General features: G+C 73.8%; 23 protein-coding genes. 13 read left to right on the top strand and 10 right to left on the bottom strand.

Annotated features, from left to right (window positions below; translation table 11 throughout):
* Nucleotides 1-64: 64 nt before the first annotated feature.
* The 5 genes from ACQPXD_RS39945 to ACQPXD_RS39925 all read left to right on the top strand — a co-directional run bounded on the left by ACQPXD_RS39945 (nucleotide 65) and on the right by ACQPXD_RS39925 (nucleotide 4,417).
* The gene (locus tag ACQPXD_RS39945; protein WP_432827490.1) at nucleotides 65-820 is read left to right on the top strand and encodes an SDR family NAD(P)-dependent oxidoreductase; all 756 of its coding nucleotides are present in this window, start codon (nucleotides 65-67) and stop codon (nucleotides 818-820) included.
* Nucleotides 817-1,740, top strand: a complete 924-nt coding sequence (locus ACQPXD_RS39940; protein ID WP_432827488.1) for an aldo/keto reductase — start codon at nucleotides 817-819, stop codon at nucleotides 1,738-1,740. Before ACQPXD_RS39945 ends, ACQPXD_RS39940 begins: the two co-directional genes overlap by 4 nt.
* Complete coding sequence (locus ACQPXD_RS39935) at nucleotides 1,737-2,612, top strand: amidohydrolase family protein (protein WP_432827486.1); 876 nt, start codon at nucleotides 1,737-1,739, stop codon at nucleotides 2,610-2,612. The genes ACQPXD_RS39940 and ACQPXD_RS39935 overlap by 4 nt, the downstream gene beginning before the upstream one ends.
* Nucleotides 2,603-3,274, top strand: coding sequence for a FadR/GntR family transcriptional regulator (locus ACQPXD_RS39930; protein WP_432827484.1), 672 nt, complete (start codon nucleotides 2,603-2,605; stop codon nucleotides 3,272-3,274). Before ACQPXD_RS39935 ends, ACQPXD_RS39930 begins: the two co-directional genes overlap by 10 nt.
* A 786-nt stretch (nucleotides 3,275-4,060) precedes the next feature.
* Nucleotides 4,061-4,417: a hypothetical protein gene (locus ACQPXD_RS39925; protein ID WP_432844126.1), complete on the top strand. Its 357-nt coding sequence runs from the start codon at nucleotides 4,061-4,063 to the stop codon at nucleotides 4,415-4,417.
* A gap of 36 nt (nucleotides 4,418-4,453) precedes the next feature.
* On the opposite strand, the gene ACQPXD_RS39920 is transcribed toward ACQPXD_RS39925, so the two are convergent.
* The 3 genes from ACQPXD_RS39920 to ACQPXD_RS39910 all read right to left on the bottom strand — a co-directional run bounded on the left by ACQPXD_RS39920 (nucleotide 4,454) and on the right by ACQPXD_RS39910 (nucleotide 7,457).
* Complete coding sequence (locus ACQPXD_RS39920) at nucleotides 4,454-4,747, bottom strand: GlsB/YeaQ/YmgE family stress response membrane protein (protein WP_432827482.1); 294 nt, start codon at nucleotides 4,745-4,747, stop codon at nucleotides 4,454-4,456.
* A gap of 50 nt (nucleotides 4,748-4,797) precedes the next feature.
* Nucleotides 4,798-4,980, bottom strand: a complete 183-nt coding sequence (locus ACQPXD_RS39915) for an antitoxin (protein WP_432827480.1) — start codon at nucleotides 4,978-4,980, stop codon at nucleotides 4,798-4,800.
* A gap of 146 nt (nucleotides 4,981-5,126) precedes the next feature.
* Nucleotides 5,127-7,457: a transketolase-like TK C-terminal-containing protein gene (locus ACQPXD_RS39910; RefSeq protein WP_432827478.1), complete on the bottom strand. Its 2,331-nt coding sequence runs from the start codon at nucleotides 7,455-7,457 to the stop codon at nucleotides 5,127-5,129.
* A gap of 132 nt (nucleotides 7,458-7,589) precedes the next feature.
* Between ACQPXD_RS39910 and ACQPXD_RS39905 the strand changes: the two genes are divergently transcribed.
* Nucleotides 7,590-8,087, top strand: a complete 498-nt coding sequence (locus tag ACQPXD_RS39905; protein WP_432827476.1) for an Lrp/AsnC family transcriptional regulator — start codon at nucleotides 7,590-7,592, stop codon at nucleotides 8,085-8,087.
* Here ACQPXD_RS39905 and ACQPXD_RS39900 read toward each other — a convergent pair.
* Nucleotides 8,045-9,067, bottom strand: a complete 1,023-nt coding sequence (locus ACQPXD_RS39900) for an Lrp/AsnC family transcriptional regulator (RefSeq protein WP_432827474.1) — start codon at nucleotides 9,065-9,067, stop codon at nucleotides 8,045-8,047. The genes ACQPXD_RS39905 and ACQPXD_RS39900 overlap by 43 nt on opposite strands.
* 107 nt (nucleotides 9,068-9,174) lie before the next feature.
* Between ACQPXD_RS39900 and ACQPXD_RS39895 the strand changes: the two genes are divergently transcribed.
* The 7 genes from ACQPXD_RS39895 to ACQPXD_RS39865 all read left to right on the top strand — a co-directional run bounded on the left by ACQPXD_RS39895 (nucleotide 9,175) and on the right by ACQPXD_RS39865 (nucleotide 15,456).
* Complete coding sequence (locus ACQPXD_RS39895; RefSeq protein ID WP_432827472.1) at nucleotides 9,175-10,626, top strand: MFS transporter; 1,452 nt, start codon at nucleotides 9,175-9,177, stop codon at nucleotides 10,624-10,626.
* A gap of 1 nt (nucleotide 10,627) precedes the next feature.
* Nucleotides 10,628-11,854: a M20 family metallopeptidase gene (locus tag ACQPXD_RS39890; RefSeq protein WP_432827470.1), complete on the top strand. Its 1,227-nt coding sequence runs from the start codon at nucleotides 10,628-10,630 to the stop codon at nucleotides 11,852-11,854.
* A 20-nt stretch (nucleotides 11,855-11,874) separates the two neighbouring features.
* The gene (locus ACQPXD_RS39885; RefSeq protein ID WP_432827468.1) at nucleotides 11,875-12,471 is read left to right on the top strand and encodes a TetR/AcrR family transcriptional regulator; all 597 of its coding nucleotides are present in this window, start codon (nucleotides 11,875-11,877) and stop codon (nucleotides 12,469-12,471) included.
* An 89-nt stretch (nucleotides 12,472-12,560) separates the two neighbouring features.
* Nucleotides 12,561-13,415 carry an enoyl-CoA hydratase/isomerase family protein gene (locus ACQPXD_RS39880; RefSeq protein WP_432827466.1) on the top strand — a complete coding sequence of 285 codons (855 nt, stop codon included), beginning with the start codon at nucleotides 12,561-12,563 and terminating at the stop codon, nucleotides 13,413-13,415.
* A 66-nt stretch (nucleotides 13,416-13,481) separates the two neighbouring features.
* The gene (locus tag ACQPXD_RS39875) at nucleotides 13,482-14,273 is read left to right on the top strand and encodes an alpha/beta fold hydrolase (protein WP_432827464.1); all 792 of its coding nucleotides are present in this window, start codon (nucleotides 13,482-13,484) and stop codon (nucleotides 14,271-14,273) included.
* 497 nt (nucleotides 14,274-14,770) lie between these two features.
* Nucleotides 14,771-15,061, top strand: coding sequence for a hypothetical protein (locus ACQPXD_RS39870; RefSeq protein ID WP_432827462.1), 291 nt, complete (start codon nucleotides 14,771-14,773; stop codon nucleotides 15,059-15,061).
* An 11-nt stretch (nucleotides 15,062-15,072) separates the two neighbouring features.
* On the top strand, nucleotides 15,073-15,456 hold the full coding sequence (locus ACQPXD_RS39865; RefSeq protein WP_432827460.1) for a hypothetical protein: 384 nt from the start codon (nucleotides 15,073-15,075) through the stop codon (nucleotides 15,454-15,456).
* A gap of 43 nt (nucleotides 15,457-15,499) precedes the next feature.
* On the opposite strand, the gene ACQPXD_RS39860 is transcribed toward ACQPXD_RS39865, so the two are convergent.
* From ACQPXD_RS39860 to ACQPXD_RS39835, 6 genes are all read right to left on the bottom strand, one after another.
* Nucleotides 15,500-15,919, bottom strand: coding sequence for a PIN domain-containing protein (locus tag ACQPXD_RS39860; protein ID WP_432827458.1), 420 nt, complete (start codon nucleotides 15,917-15,919; stop codon nucleotides 15,500-15,502).
* Nucleotides 15,916-16,122, bottom strand: coding sequence for a type II toxin-antitoxin system VapB family antitoxin (locus tag ACQPXD_RS39855; protein ID WP_432827456.1), 207 nt, complete (start codon nucleotides 16,120-16,122; stop codon nucleotides 15,916-15,918). The genes ACQPXD_RS39860 and ACQPXD_RS39855 overlap by 4 nt, the downstream gene beginning before the upstream one ends.
* Nucleotides 16,123-16,204: 82 nt before the next feature.
* The gene (locus ACQPXD_RS39850; RefSeq protein ID WP_432827454.1) at nucleotides 16,205-17,179 is read right to left on the bottom strand and encodes a zinc-binding alcohol dehydrogenase family protein; all 975 of its coding nucleotides are present in this window, start codon (nucleotides 17,177-17,179) and stop codon (nucleotides 16,205-16,207) included.
* 97 nt (nucleotides 17,180-17,276) lie between these two features.
* Nucleotides 17,277-17,933, bottom strand: coding sequence for a cellulose binding domain-containing protein (locus tag ACQPXD_RS39845; RefSeq protein WP_432827452.1), 657 nt, complete (start codon nucleotides 17,931-17,933; stop codon nucleotides 17,277-17,279).
* Nucleotides 17,934-17,947: 14 nt separating this feature from the next.
* On the bottom strand, nucleotides 17,948-18,328 hold the full coding sequence (locus ACQPXD_RS39840) for a DUF742 domain-containing protein (RefSeq protein WP_432827450.1): 381 nt from the start codon (nucleotides 18,326-18,328) through the stop codon (nucleotides 17,948-17,950).
* Nucleotides 18,325-18,741 carry a roadblock/LC7 domain-containing protein gene (locus ACQPXD_RS39835; protein WP_432827448.1) on the bottom strand — a complete coding sequence of 139 codons (417 nt, stop codon included), beginning with the start codon at nucleotides 18,739-18,741 and terminating at the stop codon, nucleotides 18,325-18,327. Before ACQPXD_RS39835 ends, ACQPXD_RS39840 begins: the two co-directional genes overlap by 4 nt.
* Nucleotides 18,742-18,743 lie beyond the last annotated feature (2 nt).

Raw genomic sequence — 18,743 nt, 5'->3', positions numbered from 1 at the left:
CCGCCCTTGCGTCGGTGCGTATCGGACTGATAGACAGCAATCCTCCGATGTATAGGGAGTGTTCGTGAACGGTGAATTCGCCGGTCTCGCCGCCGTCGTGACCGGCGGGGCCTCCGGGATCGGCCTGGCCACGGCGCTGCACCTGGCCGCCCGCGGTGCCCGCGTCGCCTGCCTCGACCTGAAGATCGACGGCCTGCCCGAGCCGCTGCACGGGTTCGTCGCCGACGTGACCGACGACGCCGCGGTGCGCGCCGGCGTCGCGGCCGCGGCCGAGCGGCTGGGCGGGATCGACATCCTGGTCAACAACGCCGGGATCGGCGCGGTCGGAAGCGTCGAGGCCAACTCCGACGCCGAGTGGCACCGCGTGTTCGACGTCAACGTCGTCGGCCTGGTCCGGGTGACCCGGGCCGCCCTGCCCCACCTGCGCCGCTCGCCGCACGCCGCGATCGTCAACACCTGCTCCATCGCGGCACACGCCGGCCTGCCGGACCGGGCGCTGTACAGCGCCACCAAGGGCGCCGTGCAGTCGCTCACCGCCGCCATGGCCGCCGACCACATCGGCGAGGGGATCCGGGTCTGCTGCGTCAACCCGGGCACCGCCGACACGCCGTGGGTCCGCCGGCTGCTCGACCAGGCCGCCGACCCCGACGCCGAGCTCGCCGCGCTGCGCGCCCGGCAGCCCACCGGCCGGCTGGTCAGCGCGGAGGAGGTCGCGCACGCCATCGCGTACCTCGCCAGCCCCCTGGCCGGCGCCACCACCGGCACCGTGCTCGCCGTCGACGGCGGCATGCACGGGCTGCGGCCGCGGGCCCGGTCGTGAGGTTCGGGCTGGGCTGCGCGCAGCTGGGCAACCTCTACGCGGAGCGCAGCGACGCCGACGCGCGGGCCATCGTCGACGCCGCCTGGGACGAGGGGATCCGGTACTTCGACACCGCCCCCCACTACGGCCTCGGCCTGTCGGAGCGCCGCCTCGGCGCCGCGCTGCGCGACCGCCCGCGCGCGCAGTACACCGTCAGCACGAAGGTCGGCCGGCTGCTGGAGCCGGTCGAGGGCGGCGGCGACGACCTCGCCGACGGGTTCGCGGTGCCGCGCACCCACCGGCGGGTCTGGGACTTCACCCGCGACGGGGTACGCCGCTCGATCGAGGAGAGCCTGGCCCGGCTCGGCCTGGACCGCATCGACCTCGCCCTGCTGCACGACCCCGAGCACCACCCCGACATCGCGCTGCGGGAGGCCTTCCCGGCCCTGGCCGAGCTGTGCGCCGAGGGCGTCGTCGGCTCGGTCGGTGCCGGCTCCAAGGACGCCGCGGTGCTGACCCGGGTCGTCACCGAGTGCACCCCCGACGTGGTGCTGGTCGCCGGCCGGTACACCCTGCTCGAACAGCCCGCCGCCGAGACCCTGCTTCCGGCCTGCGCGGCGGCCGGCGTCGGCGTGCTCGCCGCCGGGGTGTTCAACAGCGGGCTGCTGGCGCAGGAGCGGCCGCGGGAGGGGCTGCCGTACGAGTACGGTGCCGCCCCGGCCGGGCTGGTCCGCCGCGCCGCCGCCCTCGCCGAGGTCTGCGCCGCCCACGGCACGACCCTGCCCGCCGCCGCCATCGCGTTCCCCGGCCGCGACCCGTCCGTCACCGCCGTGGTCGTCGGCGCCGACTCCGCCGAGCAGGTGCGCCGCAACGCCGCCCTGTTCGCCGCGCCGCCGCCGGCCGGACTGTGGCCGGCCCTGACCGAACGGGGCCTGCTGTGACCGTGGACGCGCACCACCACCTGTGGGATATCGCCGCCGGGTACGACTGGCTCGACGCCCCCGAGCTCGCCCCGATCCGCCGCACCTTCGGCCCCGACGACCTACGCCCGGAGCTGGCCGCGGCCGGCGTCACGCACACCGTGCTGGTCGAGGGCGGCCGCTGCGACGCCGCCGAGGCCGCGGTCCTGCTCGCCCACGCCCGGGCCACGCCGCAGATCGCCGGCGTGGTGGCGTGGGACGATCCGGCGGCGCCCGCCTTCCCGGCGTACCGCGACCTGCCTGGCGCCGAGCACCTGGTCGGCCTGCGCGCCCAGATCCAGGCCGAGGACAACGGGTACCTCGACCGCGCCGACGTCCTCGACGGCCTGCGCCGCATCGGCGCCGCCGGCCTCGCCTTCGACCTCGTCGTGCGCCCCGACCAGCTCGCCGCCGCCGCCCGCGCCGCCGCCCGGCTGCCCGACGTGCGGTTCGTCCTGGACCACCTGGGCAAGCCCCGCATCCGCGCCGGTGGCCTCGCACCGTGGCGCGCCGCCGTCGCCGAACTCGCCGCCCGCCCCAACGTCTCGGCGAAGCTGTCCGGCCTCGTGACGGAGGCCGAGTGGGACCGCTGGACCCCCGAAGATCTGCGGCCGTACACCGAACAGGCCCTCGAACTGTTCGGCCCGGCCCGGCTGATGTGGGGCTCCGACTGGCCGGTGTGCACCCTCGCCGCGTCCTACGGCCGGATCCGCTCCCTCGCCGACGAGCTGCTCCGCCCGCTGACCACCGACGCCGAGCGCGAGCGGATCCTGACCGGCACCGCCACCGAGGTGTACCGGCTGCCGGTTGGCGGCGCGGGCGTACAGTCGCCGCGGAGGGATCCATGGCACTGACCGACGAGGCTATCGACAAGATCAAGGGCATGATCACCTCGGGCGAACTCGGCCCGGGCGACCGCCTGCCCAAGGAGGCCGACCTGGCCGAGCGCCTGGGCCTGTCCCGCAACTCCCTGCGCGAGGCGGTCAAGGCGCTGTCGATGATCCGCGTGCTGGACGTCCGCCAGGGCGACGGCACGTACGTCACCAGCCTCGAGCCCAACCTCCTGCTGGACGCCCTGAGCTTCGTGGTCGACTTCCACCGCGACGACACCGTGCTGCAATTCCTGGAGGTACGCCGCATTCTGGAGCCCGCCGCCACCGCCCTCGCCACGGAGCGAATGACCGACGCCGACGTGGCGAAGCTGCAGACGGTCCTCGACCAGCTCGGCGACGACCCGACGATCGAGGCCCTGGTCGCCAACGACCTGGAGTTCCACCGCCTGATCGCGGCCGGCTCGGGCAACGCGGTCCTGTGCTCGCTGATCGACGGCCTGTCCGGCCCGACCACCCGCGCCCGCATCTGGCGCGGCCTGACCCAGGAGGGCGCGGCCGCCCGCACCCGCGAGCAACACCAGGCCATCGTCGAGGCGATCGCCTCCCGCCGCCCGGACCTGGCCCGCTCCTGGGCCTCCATCCACGTCGCCGGCGTCGAGGAGTGGCTCCGCCGCGCCCTGTAACACCCCCCGCCGCGTCCCGCCGGGGAAGCCTCCGCCGTCCGCCGCCTCGCGGGCTTGTCCGCTGAGGGTGAAGCTGTCCCGTCTGCCCGCCGCTGGCCCTCGCCGTCGCCGCGTCGGTCCGCTGGGGGTGCCGCCCGCCGCCCGCTTGCCGCCGCGTGGCCCTGCCCAGACCGCGGCCGGATCACGCGCCGTCCCACCAGCCGTTGTTGTCCAGCGGCCGCACGCCAATCGCCAGCAGTCGCGCGCCCGCCACCGCCCGACGGTGCTGTTCACTCTGCCGCGTCGATCGGTCTGCCCACGCCGCTCGTTCTTGCGCTCCTCTGGGCCCTCCGCAAAAGTCGCCCGCCGCTCCACGTGCCCGCGCCGGGCGACCGCGGCGGGAAAATTGCGCCCCGATAAGTCCAGACACTCCGTGTCCGGACTTATCGGACTTATACCCCGTCAGGAGATAAATCCGATAAGTCGTGGCGCGGAGCGCCCGACTTATCGGTAGGCGCTGTCCGCGGCGAGCGGGCGACGGGCGCCGCAGCCATAAGTCTCCGTGATCATGCGCGTGGGGCGCGCGCACCATCGCTTTTCCGTGATCGTGGAGTGGAAATGTACCTATGCGTACCAAAAGTCTCCGTGATCATGAAAAAGCCCTGGTGTCCCGGGGAGCGCGTGCATGATCGCGGAGACTTGTCGTCGTTGCGTGGCCGCGGCAGGAGGGCGAAACCGGGGCGCGACCCCTCAGGAACCCCAGCGCACCGCCGATGAGCCGCGAACGACGGCACCGCGGGCGGCGCGATCGCCGCGCTGAAGGCCGCCGGCCTGCCGCAGGTCCCGGTCACCGGCCAGGACGCGGAGACCGAGGCCCTGCAGCGCATCCTGGTCGGTGACCAGTACATGACCGTCTACAAGGCGCTGCGCGCCGAGGCCGAGGCGGCCGCGACGCTGACCGACCAGCTGCTGCGCGGCCAGCACCCGTCGGGGACGTCGACGGTCGCCAACGGCACGGGCCAGGTCCCGTCGATCCTGCTCGACCCGGTGGCGGTCACGAAGGACACGATCGCTGCCACGGTGGTCAAGGACGGCTTCGTGACCCCGGGCGCGCTGTGCGCCGGCGCCTACGCCGATGCCTGCCGGGCGGCAGGCATCGGCTGAGACGGCGTGGGTGTGGCTCGGGGGACGGCGGCCCGGTCACATTCGCGTGGCGGTGCCGGTCGGACCTCGGTGGCGGCCGGCGGTCAGCCGGGCCGTGATCCAGACCCCGATGACGGCCAGGACGATCTGGATGAGGTGCCGGAGCCAGTCTATGCCACTGGTCTGCCCGACCCCGAGCCAGGTGGCGATGAACCCGCCGATGAAAGCGGCGATGATGCCGACCACGACGGTGGCAATAACCGAGATGTTCTGCCGTCCGGGCAGGATCAGCCGCGCCAGCACGCCGATGATGGCGCCGCCGATGATTGCCCACAGGATCGTTCCGATCATGTCGACCCCCCTTGTTGCGGCGCGCCCGGGGGGCGCGCCCGTGCGTACCGTCAGCTGGTTGTGTCGCCCTCCCCGGTGTGCTCCTTCGCCGCCTGGGTGCCCTTGTCGATCGGCCCGGTGTACTTCTGCCCGGTGCGCTGGTCGGCCTGCTCGCCGGCCTTGTCCAGCCCCTTGTCGACCTTGTCGTCGTGCTTGCCCAGCAGCTCCTTGGCCTTGTCCATCAGCTTGCTCACGGCTGGCTCCCTCCCGGTTATGGGTGATCGACGCAGAGCTACCCGGGAGCACCCCGATAAACGCCTGCAATCGGAACAGAAGCCGCGGCCGGCAAGCGGCCGGCCGCAGGGTGGCTGGCCGGGTGGCTGGCCGGGTGGCTGGCTGGTCAGTCGGCGAGGTCGAGGCAGGCGCGGACGATCGACGCCGCGTCGATGCCGTGGTACTGGTACACGTCCGGCAGGGCGCCCGACTGGCCGAAGCGGGAGACGCCGAGGTGGGTCGCCGGCACGCCGCGGATGCCGGCCAGGAACGCGAGGGTGTGCGGGTGCCCGTCCAGCACGGTGACCAGCGGCGCGGACCGGGCGGCGGGGAAGACCGTGTCGAGGATCCAGGCCGGGTCGCCGGTCGGGCCGCGCCGCGCCTGCATGGCCCGGAACAGCAGCCCCGGGCTCGTCACGCAGACCACGTCGACGCCGAAGCCCTGCTCCGCCAGGCGGTCGGCGGCGGACAGGGCCTCCGGGACCACCGCGCCCATCGCGCAGATCGTCGCGGCCGGTGCCGGCGAGCGGCGCAGGGCGTAGGCGCCGGCCAGCGCGTGCTCGCGCCGCCGGGCGCGGGCGGCCGGGTCCTCCGGCACGGCGGCCAGCGCCTGGTCGACCGGGCGGGTGGACAGCCGCAGGTAGGTCGAGTGCCCGTCGGCGCGGCCGACGGCGGCCATCGCGGCCAGCAGCATCCACTCGGTGTCGAGGGCGAACGCGGGCTCGTAGGCGACGCAGCCGGGCTGCTCGAGGCCGATCGACGGGGTCTTGATCGACTGGTGCGCGCCGCCCTCCGCCGCGAGCGAGACCCCGGACGGGGTGCCGACCAGGATCGACTGGCCGCCCGCGTAGATGCCGAACGACCACGGCTCCAGGCAGCGCTCCAGGAACGGGTCGTAGAGCACGCCGATGGGGATCAGCGGCTGGCCCCAGCGGCTCCAGGTCGCGCCGAGCTCGCCGAGCAGGCCGACCAGGTTGGTCTCGGCGATCCCCAGCTCGATGTGCTGCCCGCTCGGGCGTTCCCGCCAGTGCAGCAGCGTCTCCGCGTCGTCGGCGAACCAGTTGCTGCGCTCGTCGTGGGACCAGATCCCGACCTTGTTGATCCAGCCGCCGAGGTTGGTGCTGGAGCTGACGTCGGGGCTGACCGTGACGATCCGCCCGGCCGCGCCCGGGGCGGCGCGCACGGTGTTGAGCAGGGTCCGGCCGAGGGCGGTCTGGGTGGAGCTGACGCCGGTCGGCGTCCGGCCGAGGTCGGCCGGCAGGCCGGGCGGGGCCGGCGCCGGGACCGGCGCGCGCCGCAGTGCCCGGGCGGTGTCCGCGCAGCGGCGTGCCTGCGGGCTGCCGGGCGCGAACCTGGCCCACGGCCGGTCGGGGTCGGCGCCGATATCGTCGGCCAGCCGGGCCAGCTGCACCGGCGTGAGCAGGGTGGAGTGGTTCTGCGGATGCCCCTCGGTGGCGAGCCGATAGCCCTTGATGGTGTACGCCAGGATCACGGTCGGCCGCGTGTCGTCGATCGCGTCGAATGCCTCGCCGAGCGCGTCGAGGTCGTGGCCGCCCAGGTTGCGCACGGCGGCGCGCAGGGCCTCGTCGTCGAGGCCGGCGAGCAGCTCGGCGATCGCCGGCGCGCCGGGGCCCTCGCCGGGCAGCCGGTGGCGCAGCTCCTGGGGCTGGCAGCGCAGCAGCCGCTGGTACTCGTTGTTGTCCATGTCGTCGATCCGCCGGCGCAGGTGCTCCCCGCCGGGCCGGCCGAACAGCTCGGTGAGGATCCGGCCGTACTTCACGGTCAGCACCTGCCAGCCGGCGCCGGCGAACATCTCGCGCAGCCGCTGCACGCCGGCGCCGGGCACGATGCGGTCCAGCGACTGGCGGTTGACGTCGACGATCCACACCACCTCGCCCAGCTCCCGCACGAGCGGGTCCAGCGCCGCCTCCCAGACCGCGCCCTCGTCCAGCTCGGCGTCGCCGACCAGCGAGTACTGCCGGCCCCGCCGCTGGCCGAAGTGCGAGGCGACGTAGCGGCGGGCCAATGCGCCCCAGATCGGCGCGGTGGCGCCGATGCCGACCGAGCCGGTGGAGTAGTCCACCGGGTCGGGGTCCTTGGCCCGGCTGGGGTAGCTCTGCAGCCCGCCGAACTCGCGCAGGCTGGTCAGATACCCCTCGTCCAGCTCACCGAGCAGGTAGTTGATCGCGTGCAGGACGGGCGAGGCGTGCGGCTTGACCGACACCCGGTCCTCGGCGGTGAGGTACCGGAACCACAGCGCGGTCATGATCGAGACCATCGACGCGCTCGACGCCTGGTGGCCGCCGACCTTGAGCCCGGACGGGTTCGGCCGCACCGCGTTGGCGTGGTGGATCATCGCCGTCGACAGCCAGAGCACCCGCCGCTCGATGGCGGCGAGCACGGCCGCGTCGTCGCCGGGCCCGGCCGGGCGGGGCGGGGACAGGGGAGTCGCGGTCATCGCGGCACCTGCTTTCTGCGAGCAATGTGCCGCCGAGAATGCGCCCGGGCGGGGTAATCGCGCAATTGCTGGCCTTAAGATGGAGCAATTTGATCGGTACCACCGGATCCACGACCGCCTGGGGTGAGCAGAATGGACACACTGGAGGCCCGGCTGCTGCTGGCCCTGTGCGCGGACCCCCGGGCCACCGTGTCCGCGCTCGCGCAGGACCTGGGCGTCACCCGCAACACCGTGCAGGCCCGGCTGGCCGGCCTGTTCGAGCGCGGCGTGGTGCGCTCGTTCGAGCGCAGCATCGACCCGGCCGCGATCGGCTTCCCGCTCAGCGCCTACGTCACGGTCGAGGTGACCCAGCGGCGGCTGGACGAGGTGGCCGCCGCGCTGGCGACGATCCCCGAGGTCGTCGAGGTGATCGGACTGTCCGGCCCGACCGACCTGCTCGTCGCGGTCGTGGCCCGGGACGCCGACGACCTGTACCGCATCGCCGGGCAGATCCTGGCCACGCCGGACGTGCAGCGCACCCAGACCTCGCTGGCCATGCGCCAGCTCGTGCCGCACCGCCTGGCGCCGCTGCTGCGGGCCCGGGCGGGTCAGCCGCGCGGGGCGCGCACCGCGGCGACCGGGACCACCTGACCCGTCCATCGCCCGGTGGCGTCGAGGCGGTGCCCGAGGTTCTTCACGGTGCGCAGCACGGCCGACCGGTCGCTGATCGCCACCCCGGGCAGGGTCTCCTCGATCATCACCTCGAGCCCCTGGACGTCGGCGAGGCTGCGCATCCAGACCGACAGCACCAGGTTGTAGGGCCCGATCGCGGTCACCGCCAGGCGGATCTCGTTGATCCGGCTCAGCGCCGCGCCCACCTGGTTGATGATCGCCGCCGGCACCTTGAGGAAGTACCACGCGTGCACCGGCCGGCCCGACGACGTCTTCGCCATGTCGGTGCGGATCTCCAGCCGCCCGCTCGCCAGCATCGCGGCCATGCCCTCCCGCACCCGCCGCTCGCCGGTGCCGAGCCGGCGGGCGAGCACGGAGGCCCCCAGCCGGCCGTCGAACGCCAGCTCGCGCAGCAGCTCCGCCTCCAGCCCCGCGTCGATCCGCCCCCGGCCCGGCCGCGGCACCGCGGCCGTGCGCCGCACCGCGGCCACCTCCGCCCCGCTGAGCGCCCGCAGGCGCCAATGGGCCGCCTCGGTGAACACGGTCGACATCAGGTGCGTGTGGGTCGATCGGATGGCGGGGAAGCCGGCCATCCGCTCCATCACGTACGCGCTGAGCGCGGTCATGTCATCGGCGGTCACCAGGACCAGCAGGTCCCGCGCGCCCGAGGTCAGGTCGACGGTGAACGCCTCGGCGTCGCCGGCCACCTCCTCGGCCAGCGCGAGCGTGGCGGCGGGGCTGCACTGGACCTCCAGCATCGCCGTGACCCCGCGCAGCGGCGGCCCGGGAATGCCGGCCACCCAGGCGATGCCGGCCCGGGTCAGCCGCTCCCACCGCCGCGCGAGCGTGACCGCGTCGGCCCCGACCACCGGCGCCAGCGCCGCCCAGCGGGCCCGCGGCGCGACCTGCAGCGCGTGAATGAGCCGGAGATCCACCGGCTCCAGGGCGGAATCCTGCACGGAGTGAGCGTTCTCGGCCAAAATCCTGCGATCCGATGCTGAGCGAATACGAGGTCCTTAGCATCCACCTCCGCAATGGATGCTGTCACCTGCGCGGAGGAGTGCCGATGGACACCTCGCAACGCCGGTCGGGAGGCGCGGTCGGCTTCCTGGTCGTGATGGAGCTCGGCAGCGGCATGCTGCAGGGCTGGCTCTCGCCGCTGCTCACCGCGATCGGGGCCGAGTACGGCGTGTCGAGCGCCGCGCTGAACTGGGTGAGCGCGATGTACCTGCTCGGCACCGCCGTGTGCGTGCCGATCATCGCCAAGCTCGGCGACGTCCACGGGCACCGCCGGCTGCTGGCCGTCGCCGCGGCCCTGGTCGCCGCCGGCTCCCTCACCGTCGCGCTGGCCCCGAACTTCGCGGTGTTCCTGGCCGGCCGCGCCCTGCAGGCGCCCCTCGCGGCGTTTCTGCCGCTGGAGTTCGCGATCGTGCGCAACCGCGACGAGCGGCGGACCGGGCGCAGCATCGGCTTCCTCGTCGCCGCGCTGACGTTCGGCGCGGCGCTGGGCTCGGCCGGCTCCGGGCTGCTGTACGACGCCACACACGACCTGCACCTGGTGCTCGCCGTGCCCGCCGTCTTCATCGCGGCCTGCGTGCCGGTCGTGCTCGCGCTCGTGCCCGAGACGACGGTGCGCCGGACGGGCGGCGTCGACTGGCTGGGCGGGGCCCTGCTGGGCGCGGGCCTGCTCGCACTGCTCGGCGGCGTGTCCCGGGCGCCCGCGTCGGGCTGGACGGATCTCACGTCGTCCGGTGGGGTACTGCTCGGACTGCTGCTGCTCGCGGCCTGGGTCGCCGTCGAGCGCCGGACCGCCGATCCGCTGGTCGACCTGCACCTGATCACCCGCGGCGGCATCGGGCTGCCGCTGTTCGCCGCGTTCCTCTTCGGTGCCGAGCTGTACGGCAGCCAGACCCCGAGCTTCGTGTGGGTCCAGGGCGATCCGCGGACCCTCGGCTACGGCCTCGGCCTGGGCGCCGGGGCCGCCGGCGGGGTGATCCTGGTGTACGCCCTCGCGGCGTTCGCCGGCACCGTCGTCGCCGACCCGATCGTCAAACGGCGCGGCCCGCTGCCCACGCTCACTGCGGGCGGGCTGGCCGCCGCGGCCTGCTTCGGCCTGCAGATCGCCGGTTCGGGCTCGGGGCCGCTCTTCGCCGCCGCCCTCGCCCTGGGCGCGGTCGGCAACGGCGTCGTGCTCGCCGCCCTGCCCGCGGTCATCGTCCGCGCCGCGCCGGCCGACTCGGTGGGCATCGCCTCGGCGCTCTACAACACCGCCCGCACCGTCGCGGGCGCGGTGGCCGGCGCGGTGTTCGCGCTGGTCATGTCCGCGTTCGTCGCGCAGGTCACGGTCGACGGGCGGGCCGTGCGGGAGTCGACGCCCACCGCGTTCTTCGTGGTCTGGACCGTGTGTGCGGTGCTGACCCTGGCCATGGTCGGTCTCGTCCGGCGGTTCCGGCTCCCGGCGGGCGACGCCCGTCCCGGGCCGGCCGATCGGGCCATCACCAGTGAGGAGACAGTCTGAGATGACCGAGGATCGGATCGCGGCGCGGGAGGCCGCGCAACGGACGCTGCAGGCGTGGGAGGAGCGGCTGGTCGCGCTCAGCCGGGAGATCCATGCCGATCCGGAGCTCGCTTTCGACGAGCATCGGGCCGCGGCCCGGGTCGCCGGGGTGCTGCGGGCGGCCGGGCTGCGGACCACCGCCGGCGCATACGGGCTGCCGACCGCGGTCGAGGCGGTGGCCGGGGACGGGGAGTTCACGGTCACGCTGTGCGCCGAGTACGACGCGCTGCCCGGCATCGGCCACGCCTGCGGCCACAACATCATCGCGGCGGCCGGGGTGGGCGCGGCCGTCGCGCTGGCGCCGCTCGTCGACGCGCTCGGGATTCGGCTGAAGCTGCTCGGTACCCCCGCGGAAGAACATGGCGGCGGGAAGGCCGTCATGCTGGCATCGGGTGCCTGGGAGGACAGCACCGTCTCGCTCATGGTGCACGGGGCGCCCGGCGCCGACATCTCGTGCGCGGACATCCGCTCGCAGGCCGTCGACCGGTTCGACGTGACGTTCACCGGCCGGGCGGCCCACGCGGCGGGCGAGCCGGAGCTGGGGGTGAACGCGGGCAACGCGGCGACGATCGCGCTGGTGGCGATCGGGCTGCTGCGCCAGCATCTGCCCGAAGGGATCCGGCTCAACGCGTTCGTCGCCGAGGCGGGCGAGGCCACGAACGTGATCGCCGCGTCCGCGCTGGTGCGGGTCGAGGTGCGCTCGCCCGACCTGGACCTGCTGCGCGACGGCAAGCGGCGGGTGCTGGCCTGCTTCGAGGGCGGCGCCGTCGCCACCGGCTGCGGGTGGTCGTGGCGGGACGCCGAGCCGCTGTACGCCAACGTGGTGCAGGACCCGGATCTCGCCGCGGCCTGGGATCGCAACGTGGCGGCGACCGGCCGGACCGTCACCCGCCGCCCGGGCGCCCGGGCCGGCTCGACCGACATGGGCAACGTCTCGCAGGTCGTACCGGCGATCCACCCGATGATCGGGGTGCTCGGGGTGACCGGCATGCCGCACACCGAGCAGTTCCGGCTCGACGCCGCCACGCCGGCCGCGGACCGGGCCGCCCTCGACGGCGCGGCCGCGCTCGCCGGTACCGTGATCGACATCGTGACCGACCCGGCCCTGCGCGCGGCGTTCCTGGCCCGGCAGCGCTCCCGGGAGCCGGGCGCCACCACCCGGCCGCTGGTCGACGTGCGCCGCCCCTAGGGAGACGTATCCTGGCCCGCGTGACCGAGGGTGTATCCGAAGCGACGCCGCGCACTCGGCCGGGCGGCCGCACGGCGCGGGTGAGCGAGCAGGTGCTGGACGCGACCGTGGAGCTGATCGCCCGGCACGGCGTCGCCGCGGTCACCTACGAGGCGGTCGCCAAGCTGTCCGGCGCCGGCCGGGCGACGCTGTACCGCAAGTGGCCGCAGCGCGACGACCTGATCCGGGCCGCCCTGCTGCGCTTCGCCGAGATGTCGGTGTTCGCCCCGGACACGCACGACATCCGCGCCGACCTGGTCGAGCTGCTGTGCGGCATCGGCGACACGCTCGCCACCCCGGTCGGCCGGGCGATCATCAACGCCTCCATCACGGCGGCGGACGACGACCCGGTGCGGCAGCTCGGGCAGGAGGTCCTGCAGGCCCGGCTCGCCGTGCTGCAGCGGCGCATCGACGGGGCCGTGGCCTCCGGCCAGCTGCCGGCCATGGACGTGCCGTTCCTCAACACGATGCTGGCCGCGCCGATCTACCTGTCGGTGATGCGGGACCGCCGCCCGCTCACCCGCGAGCTCGCGCAGCGGGTGGTGACCACGGTCCTCGACGGGCTGATCCCGCGCTGAGGGTTGACGGCCCGGGCGCTTAATGAGACGATTATGTCTCGTTAAGCGGCGGCTTGCCGTCGCTCGGACCCGACCAACGGGAGCCCTCCATGTCCGATGAGTACGGCGGCACCTGGGCCGGCCACGTGCCGCCCGTCTCCTTCGAGGAGTATTCGCGCAAGTACGCGGCGTTCTTCAAGATGCGCCGCGAGAACGGCGTCATCGAGCTGCGCCTGCACACCGACGACGGGCCGTACATCCACAACTGGGCCGCGCACAACGCGTGGAGCCGGGTCTGGCAGGACGTCGGCAACGACCCGGAGAACCAGGTCCTCATCATCACCGCGACCGGCGAGACCTGGTTTCAGGGCGACCCCAAGCAGACCTGGGGCAAGCCGATCGTCGAGGAGGAGTCCGACTACATCTTCCAGCAGACGTACGACGGCTGGAAGCTCATCGAGAGCTTCGTGAACAACCTCGACATCCCCACCATCGCGGCGGTCAACGGCCCCGGCATCCACACCGAGTTCGCGATGCTGTGCGACATCACGCTCGCCGCCGAGGACGCGGACTTCATGGACCCGCACTTCCTGGCCGGCAGCGCGCCGGGCGACGGGCAGGCCCTCGTGCTGCAGGCATTGATGGGGCCCAAGCGGGCGGCCTACCACATCTACGGCGGCAAGGCGATCCCGGCGCGCGAGGCGCTGCAGTACGGCATCGTCAGCGACGTGCTGCCCCGCGAGCAGCTCCTCGCCCGCGCCTGGGAGCTGGCCGAGTTCATCATGAAGCGCCCCCGGTTCTCCCGCTGGGCCACGCACAACATCCTCGCCCGCCCGTTCAAGAAGCTGGTCGCCGAGGACTTCGGCTTCCACATGTCCCAGCAGATGCTGGGCACGATCGGCGCCAAGCAGCTCATCCCGATCCGCGAGCTGATCGCCGACGCCAACGCCCGCAAGATCTGGTGAATTTTTCGGTACCCCGGGGGAAAGCCCTTTCCCCGGGGTACCGGCGATCTCGTAAAGGCAGCACCGATGATTTCGGACACCGTCGCCGTCAACGGCACCCGCACCAGCTACCGCCGGCACGGGCGCGGCCCCGCCCTCGTGCTCGTCCACGGCCTCCAGGTCGGCCAGGAACTGTTCGACAACCTCGTCGGCCACCTCGCCGGCGACTGGACGGTCATCACCTACGACCAGCGCGACCGGGGCGGCACGACCAACCCGGCTGAGCCCTACACCGTCGACGACCTCGCCGACGACCTTGCGGCGCTGCTCGGCGCCCTCGGCCTGTCCCGCGCCCACGTGCTCGGCACCTCGTACGGCGGCATGGTCGCCCAGACCTTCGCGCTGCGCCACCCGGCGCTGCTCGACCGGCTGGTCCTGGCCGCGACGGGCCGGCACCCGCTCGCCCCCGGCCGCCTGCCGGACGAGGCCGGCGCACTGCTGACCGGCGTCGCCGGCGGCGACCCGGAGACGGCTCGCCGCCTCGCGGACCGGTTCGCCGCCCCCGCCGCCGCCCGCAGCGCCTCCATCGCGGCGGTGACCTCCGGCGCTCACGCCGCGGACCCGGCCGCGCTGGCCCGCCGCTTCGCCGCGGTGGCCGGCTTCGACACCCGCGGCCGCCTGGCCGCGGTCGAGGCCGAGACTCTGGTCCTGCACGGCCGCGCCGATCCCGTCGTCCAGGCCGGGGACTCCCTGGCGATGGCCCTCGAACTGCCACGCGGCACCCTGCTGCTGCTCGACGGCGTCGGGCACACCTGGGAGAACGAGGCCCCGGCCCGCGCCGCCGCCCTCATCGGCGCCTACCTGTCCGCAGCCCGCTAAGTCACGTCCGCTGGTGGTGTATGTCGTGCCGGTCGCTGTCAGGCGGCCGTCGCAGGCCGGGCGCCGGTCGCTACCGATGGCGCACAAGCGATCATCGCCGCCGACCCCGACCGGCGCGGCGATGCGGACCGGTGCGGATGTCGCACCCGTCGGGCGCAACCGCCGATCCGCGCGGCCGGACCGGCCGTATGTCTCCGTGATCATGATGCGCGCGGTGGCCGCGCACCGGGTTTGCCATGATCCCGGAGACTTGTGGTACACGGGGGTACATCAGCAATCCGTGATCATGAAAAACCGTTGGTGTCGGTGCCAGTTGTGCATGATCACGGAGACTTCCGGTCGCTGCGCCGTGCGGCGCCCAACGGGTGGGACGTGATTGCCGATCGTGGCCGCCCCAGAGTGTTGGGAAGCGCAGGGTGGGCGCCACGTAGCCGACGGCAGGTATTGCGCCCGCTAGCCGCTCGTCCGGATGTTCATACTGATGTAGGCTCAACGGTATGACGCTGAGGATCACGGTGTCGCTGCCGGACGACGTCGCGGGGCCCTTGCGGGATCTGCCGGCCGGCCAGGTTTCGGCGTATGTGGCGGAGGCGCTGCGGCGCCGGCAGCTCGTCGAGCGGATGCAGGACGCGCTGGCCGGGGCCGGCCACCGGGAATATGCGCCGGACCCGGCCGAGGCCGCGGCGCTGCGGGACCGGCTGCGGGTGCCCGGCGACGTGCGCGACGAGACGGTGCGCCGGCTGCAGGCGGAGGGCGTCCTGCCGGCCGACTGGCAGCCGGGCCGGTGATCGTCGGGGCGGTGCTCGACAGTGGCGCCGTGATGGCGTATGTGCACGGCGCCGACCCGGTCGGCGAGCTGCTGTTCCGGGCGGCCGAGGACGGCTTCGCGGTGGCGGTCCCGAGCACCTGCCTGCTGGAGGCGTACCAAGCCCTGCGCTTCGAGGAGTTCGACCTGTTGCGCGTCCTCCGGCGGCTGCCGGTCGTGCGCGTCGACGAGCCGCGGACCGACGTGAACGGCCCGGACGACCTGCCGATCATCGGCGGCATGGCGGCGCGCGCCGGCCGGATCGGCGCCGGCCACGCCGCGCTGGCGGCGGCCGGCCACTCGGTCGCGGTCTATACCTCGCTGCCGCAGCAGCTCGAGTCCATCCTCGGCAAGGCCTGGCCCATCATCGAGGTCTAGCCAACCCCGGCCCGCTCGGTCCAGGCGATCGCCCGGAGGTGCCTTACGCCAGCGACCCTCTCGGGGCGATCCAGTCGACGGGCTGGCTCGTCACCGCGGCGATGTGGTCGAAGTCGGCGTCGTAGTGCAGCACAGAAGCCCCATAGTGCTCGGCGGCCGCAGCGGTGAGCAGGTCCACCACGCCTGCGGCGCGGTGCTGGCTGCGGGTCGCCATCAATGCCTGGACCTCGCGGGCACGCAGGGCGATCTCGTCGGCGTTGGCGAGCTGGACAAGTTGGCCGCGCACCCGGAAGATGCCCCGGTGTTCGTCCGGCGTCCGGGCCGAGTAGCCGAGCTCCAGATCGATCGTGACGAAGGTGGCCAGCGTGCCGTTGGCCGCCAGGGTCCGCAGTCGGGTCTCGGCCGCAGGCGACCGACGGGCGGCCGTATAGGCGGAGGTGTCTGCGAGGTAGAGCGTCGTCACCGCCGGGCGCCGCGCATGATCTCGGTGTCGGTCAGGTCGGACCCGCCGAGGAGGAACGGATCGTCGAGCACGGCCCGCGAACGGGCCTTACGCTCGGCTACGTAGCGCAGTGCCTCGTTGACCGTATCCTTCTTGGTCGCCGTCCCCAGCTCGGCCTGCGCGGCCTCGAGGAGTTCGTCGTCCACATCAATGATTGTTCGCACAGTAGCGATGATATCAAGATTCCCGATCAGTATACAAAGCCGGCCGGGATGCCCGCCGCGAGCAGCGAAAGGGGAGGGGCCATCAGGCGTTGACGACGACCATCTTGCCGCCGGCTTCGCCGGACTCCAGGACTCGGTGGGCCGCGCGGATCTCGTCGAAGGCGAAGACGCGGGACGGCTTCGCGCGCAGGCGGCCGGCGGCCACGTCGGCGGCGATGGCCTGCAAGGGGACGTCGGACAGGGGGAAGCCGGGCGTGCCGAAGACGAAGCTGCCGAAGAACGTCAGGTAGACGCCGCTGGCCATCTGCAGCAGCGGGTTGAAGTCGGGGATCGGGTCCAGGCCGCCCAGCCAGCCGGCCAGGCAGGCGCGGCCGCCGCGGCGCAGCAGGTCCAGGGAGTCCAGGATGGTGCTGTTGCCGACCAGGTCGAGGACCGCGTCCAGGCGCTTGGCCTCGGCGATGCTCCGGGACAGGTGCGGGGTCTCCAGCTCGGCCCGCTCCGCGCCCAGCTCCTCCAGCGCGGCGAAGCGCTCCCGGCGGCGCGTGGTGGCGATGACCCGGGCGCCGGCGTTCACCGCCAGGTTGATCGCGGCCCGGCCGAACGAGGAGGTACCGCCGCGGATGACCAGCGTCTGGCCCGCCTCGATCTCCAGGTTGCGGAACAGGCAGGTCCAGGCGGTCGCGTAGGTCTCCGGGATCGCGGCGAGCTGGGCCCACGGCAGCTCCGACTCGATCAGCGCCACGTTCTCCACCGGCGCCCGGGTGTACTCGGCATAACTGCCGTTGATGGTCCGGCCCAGGCCGCCCATCAGCGCGGCGACCTTGGCTCCGACCGGGAACTCCCCGCCCGGGCAGGACTTCACCAGGCCGACGCACTCGATCCCGCTCACCGGCGCCGCCTCGGCCCGCTCGCCCCGGCGCATGTGCAGCTCGGCGTGGTTGATGCCGAAGGCCTTGATGTCGATCACGACCTGGCCGGCCGCCGGCTCGGGCTCGGGCAGGTCCTTGTAGACCAGGCAGTCCGGTCCGCCGAACCGCTCGATGACGATGGCGCGCATCACGGGCCCTTGACCTTCCCCGGGGTACCCTCGCCAAACCACAATTCGATGTGCGCTCAAGGTCCTGGCCTGCGACGGCACCTGCTGAAAGCCCGGATCACAGGCCCTGGCACGGGTTCCCGTCGATCGTGCACGCGGTCGGCGTGGCGTCCAGCAGCGCGGCGCCGCTCACCCGGAACGACACGGTCACGGTGCGCCCGCCGGTGACCTGGGCCGTGTCGGCGGTCGGGACGAACGTCCACACCGACCCGTCGTGGGTGACCGTGGCGCCGGACACCTCGGTGACGCTGAGGCTGTTGCGCGGCAGGGTCAGCTTCGCGGTCCAGCCGTTCACCGCCACCGTCCCCGGGTTGGCGACGGCGATCGAGGCCGAGTAGCCGGCCAGGCCGCCGTCGGCGCCCTTGGCGAACCGGGCCGTCAGCGGCACCGGCGCGGCGGGCCGCGAGGTTCCCGCGCCGGGGCCGCTGGACCCGGGCGCCGGGCGGGACGACGCCGGCGGCGACGCGCCGGGGGAGATCGACCCCAGGCCCTGCCCGGCGGTGCCCGCCTGGCCGCCGCCGGTGGCCGGCCCGGGCGCCGGGCCCGCGGACGACGCCGACCCGGCCTCGGCCGGCGTCTCCGCCGGCCCGGACGGCCACAGGAACGCCGCGACCAGCACGGCCGTGCCGAGCAGGGTGGCGAGGACCCCGCCACCGACGCCCAGCACGAGCTTCCGGTCGGGGCGGCGCAGCAGGGCGGTGAGGTTGTCGAACACCGGGACGGGCTCCTTCACAGTTCACGCAGGCCGCTGAGGACCTTGCCCAGCAGCAGGTCCGACGGCGCGCCGTCCGGGTGCTCCGGGCCGGCGACCAGCAGCCCGGCGCCGCGTAGGTCGGACAGCAGCACCCGGGCGCTGCTCAGCGGCACGCCGAGGTGGGCGGCGACCTCCGCGACCGACACCGGGCGCGCGCACAGCCGCAGGATCTCCGACTGCTCCGGGTGCAGGTCCTCCAGGCCGGTCGGCGCGGCGCCGGCGGTCACCACGTCGGCGACGTCGAGGTCGGTGGTGTTCGGGGCGACCCGGCCGCGGGTCACCGCGAACAGCCGGACCACCGGGCCGGCGTCCGCGTCGTACCAGACCTCGTCGGCGAGGTCGGGCAGGGCCGTCATGGGGCGTCACCGCCGGCCGGGAAGAGTCTGCGCAGCGCCCGGGCGGCCTGCTCCGCGGTCTCGGTCACCGGGCCGTTGACCAGCTCCGGGTCGGGCGCGCCGGCGAACGCGACGGCGAGCAGGACGCCCTCGCCGGCCGGCTCGACGGTCAGCAGCACCTGCTCCATCTCGACGAACGTGCGCAACGCGGCCCCGCCGTAGAGCTGCCGGCCGGCTGCGGCGGCGAGCGCGTGGAGCCCGGACGCGGTCGCGGCGATGAAGGCGGCCGTCTCCTCGTCGACGGTACCGGACGTGGCGACCGGCAGCCCGTGCACGGACAGGAGCACGGCGAGCTCCGCGGCTTCCACCCGCTCGACGAGGTCGTCGAGCAACCGGTGCAGGTCCGAGGCCGGTGCGATCGCCGGCTGCGTCATGT

The organism is Dactylosporangium sp. CA-092794 (genome assembly GCF_050948465.1).
Classification (GTDB): Bacteria; Actinomycetota; Actinomycetes; order Mycobacteriales; family Micromonosporaceae; genus Dactylosporangium.
The sequence above is the reverse complement of the archived record's forward strand: the minus strand, read 5'-3'. Positions and strand labels throughout refer to the sequence as shown.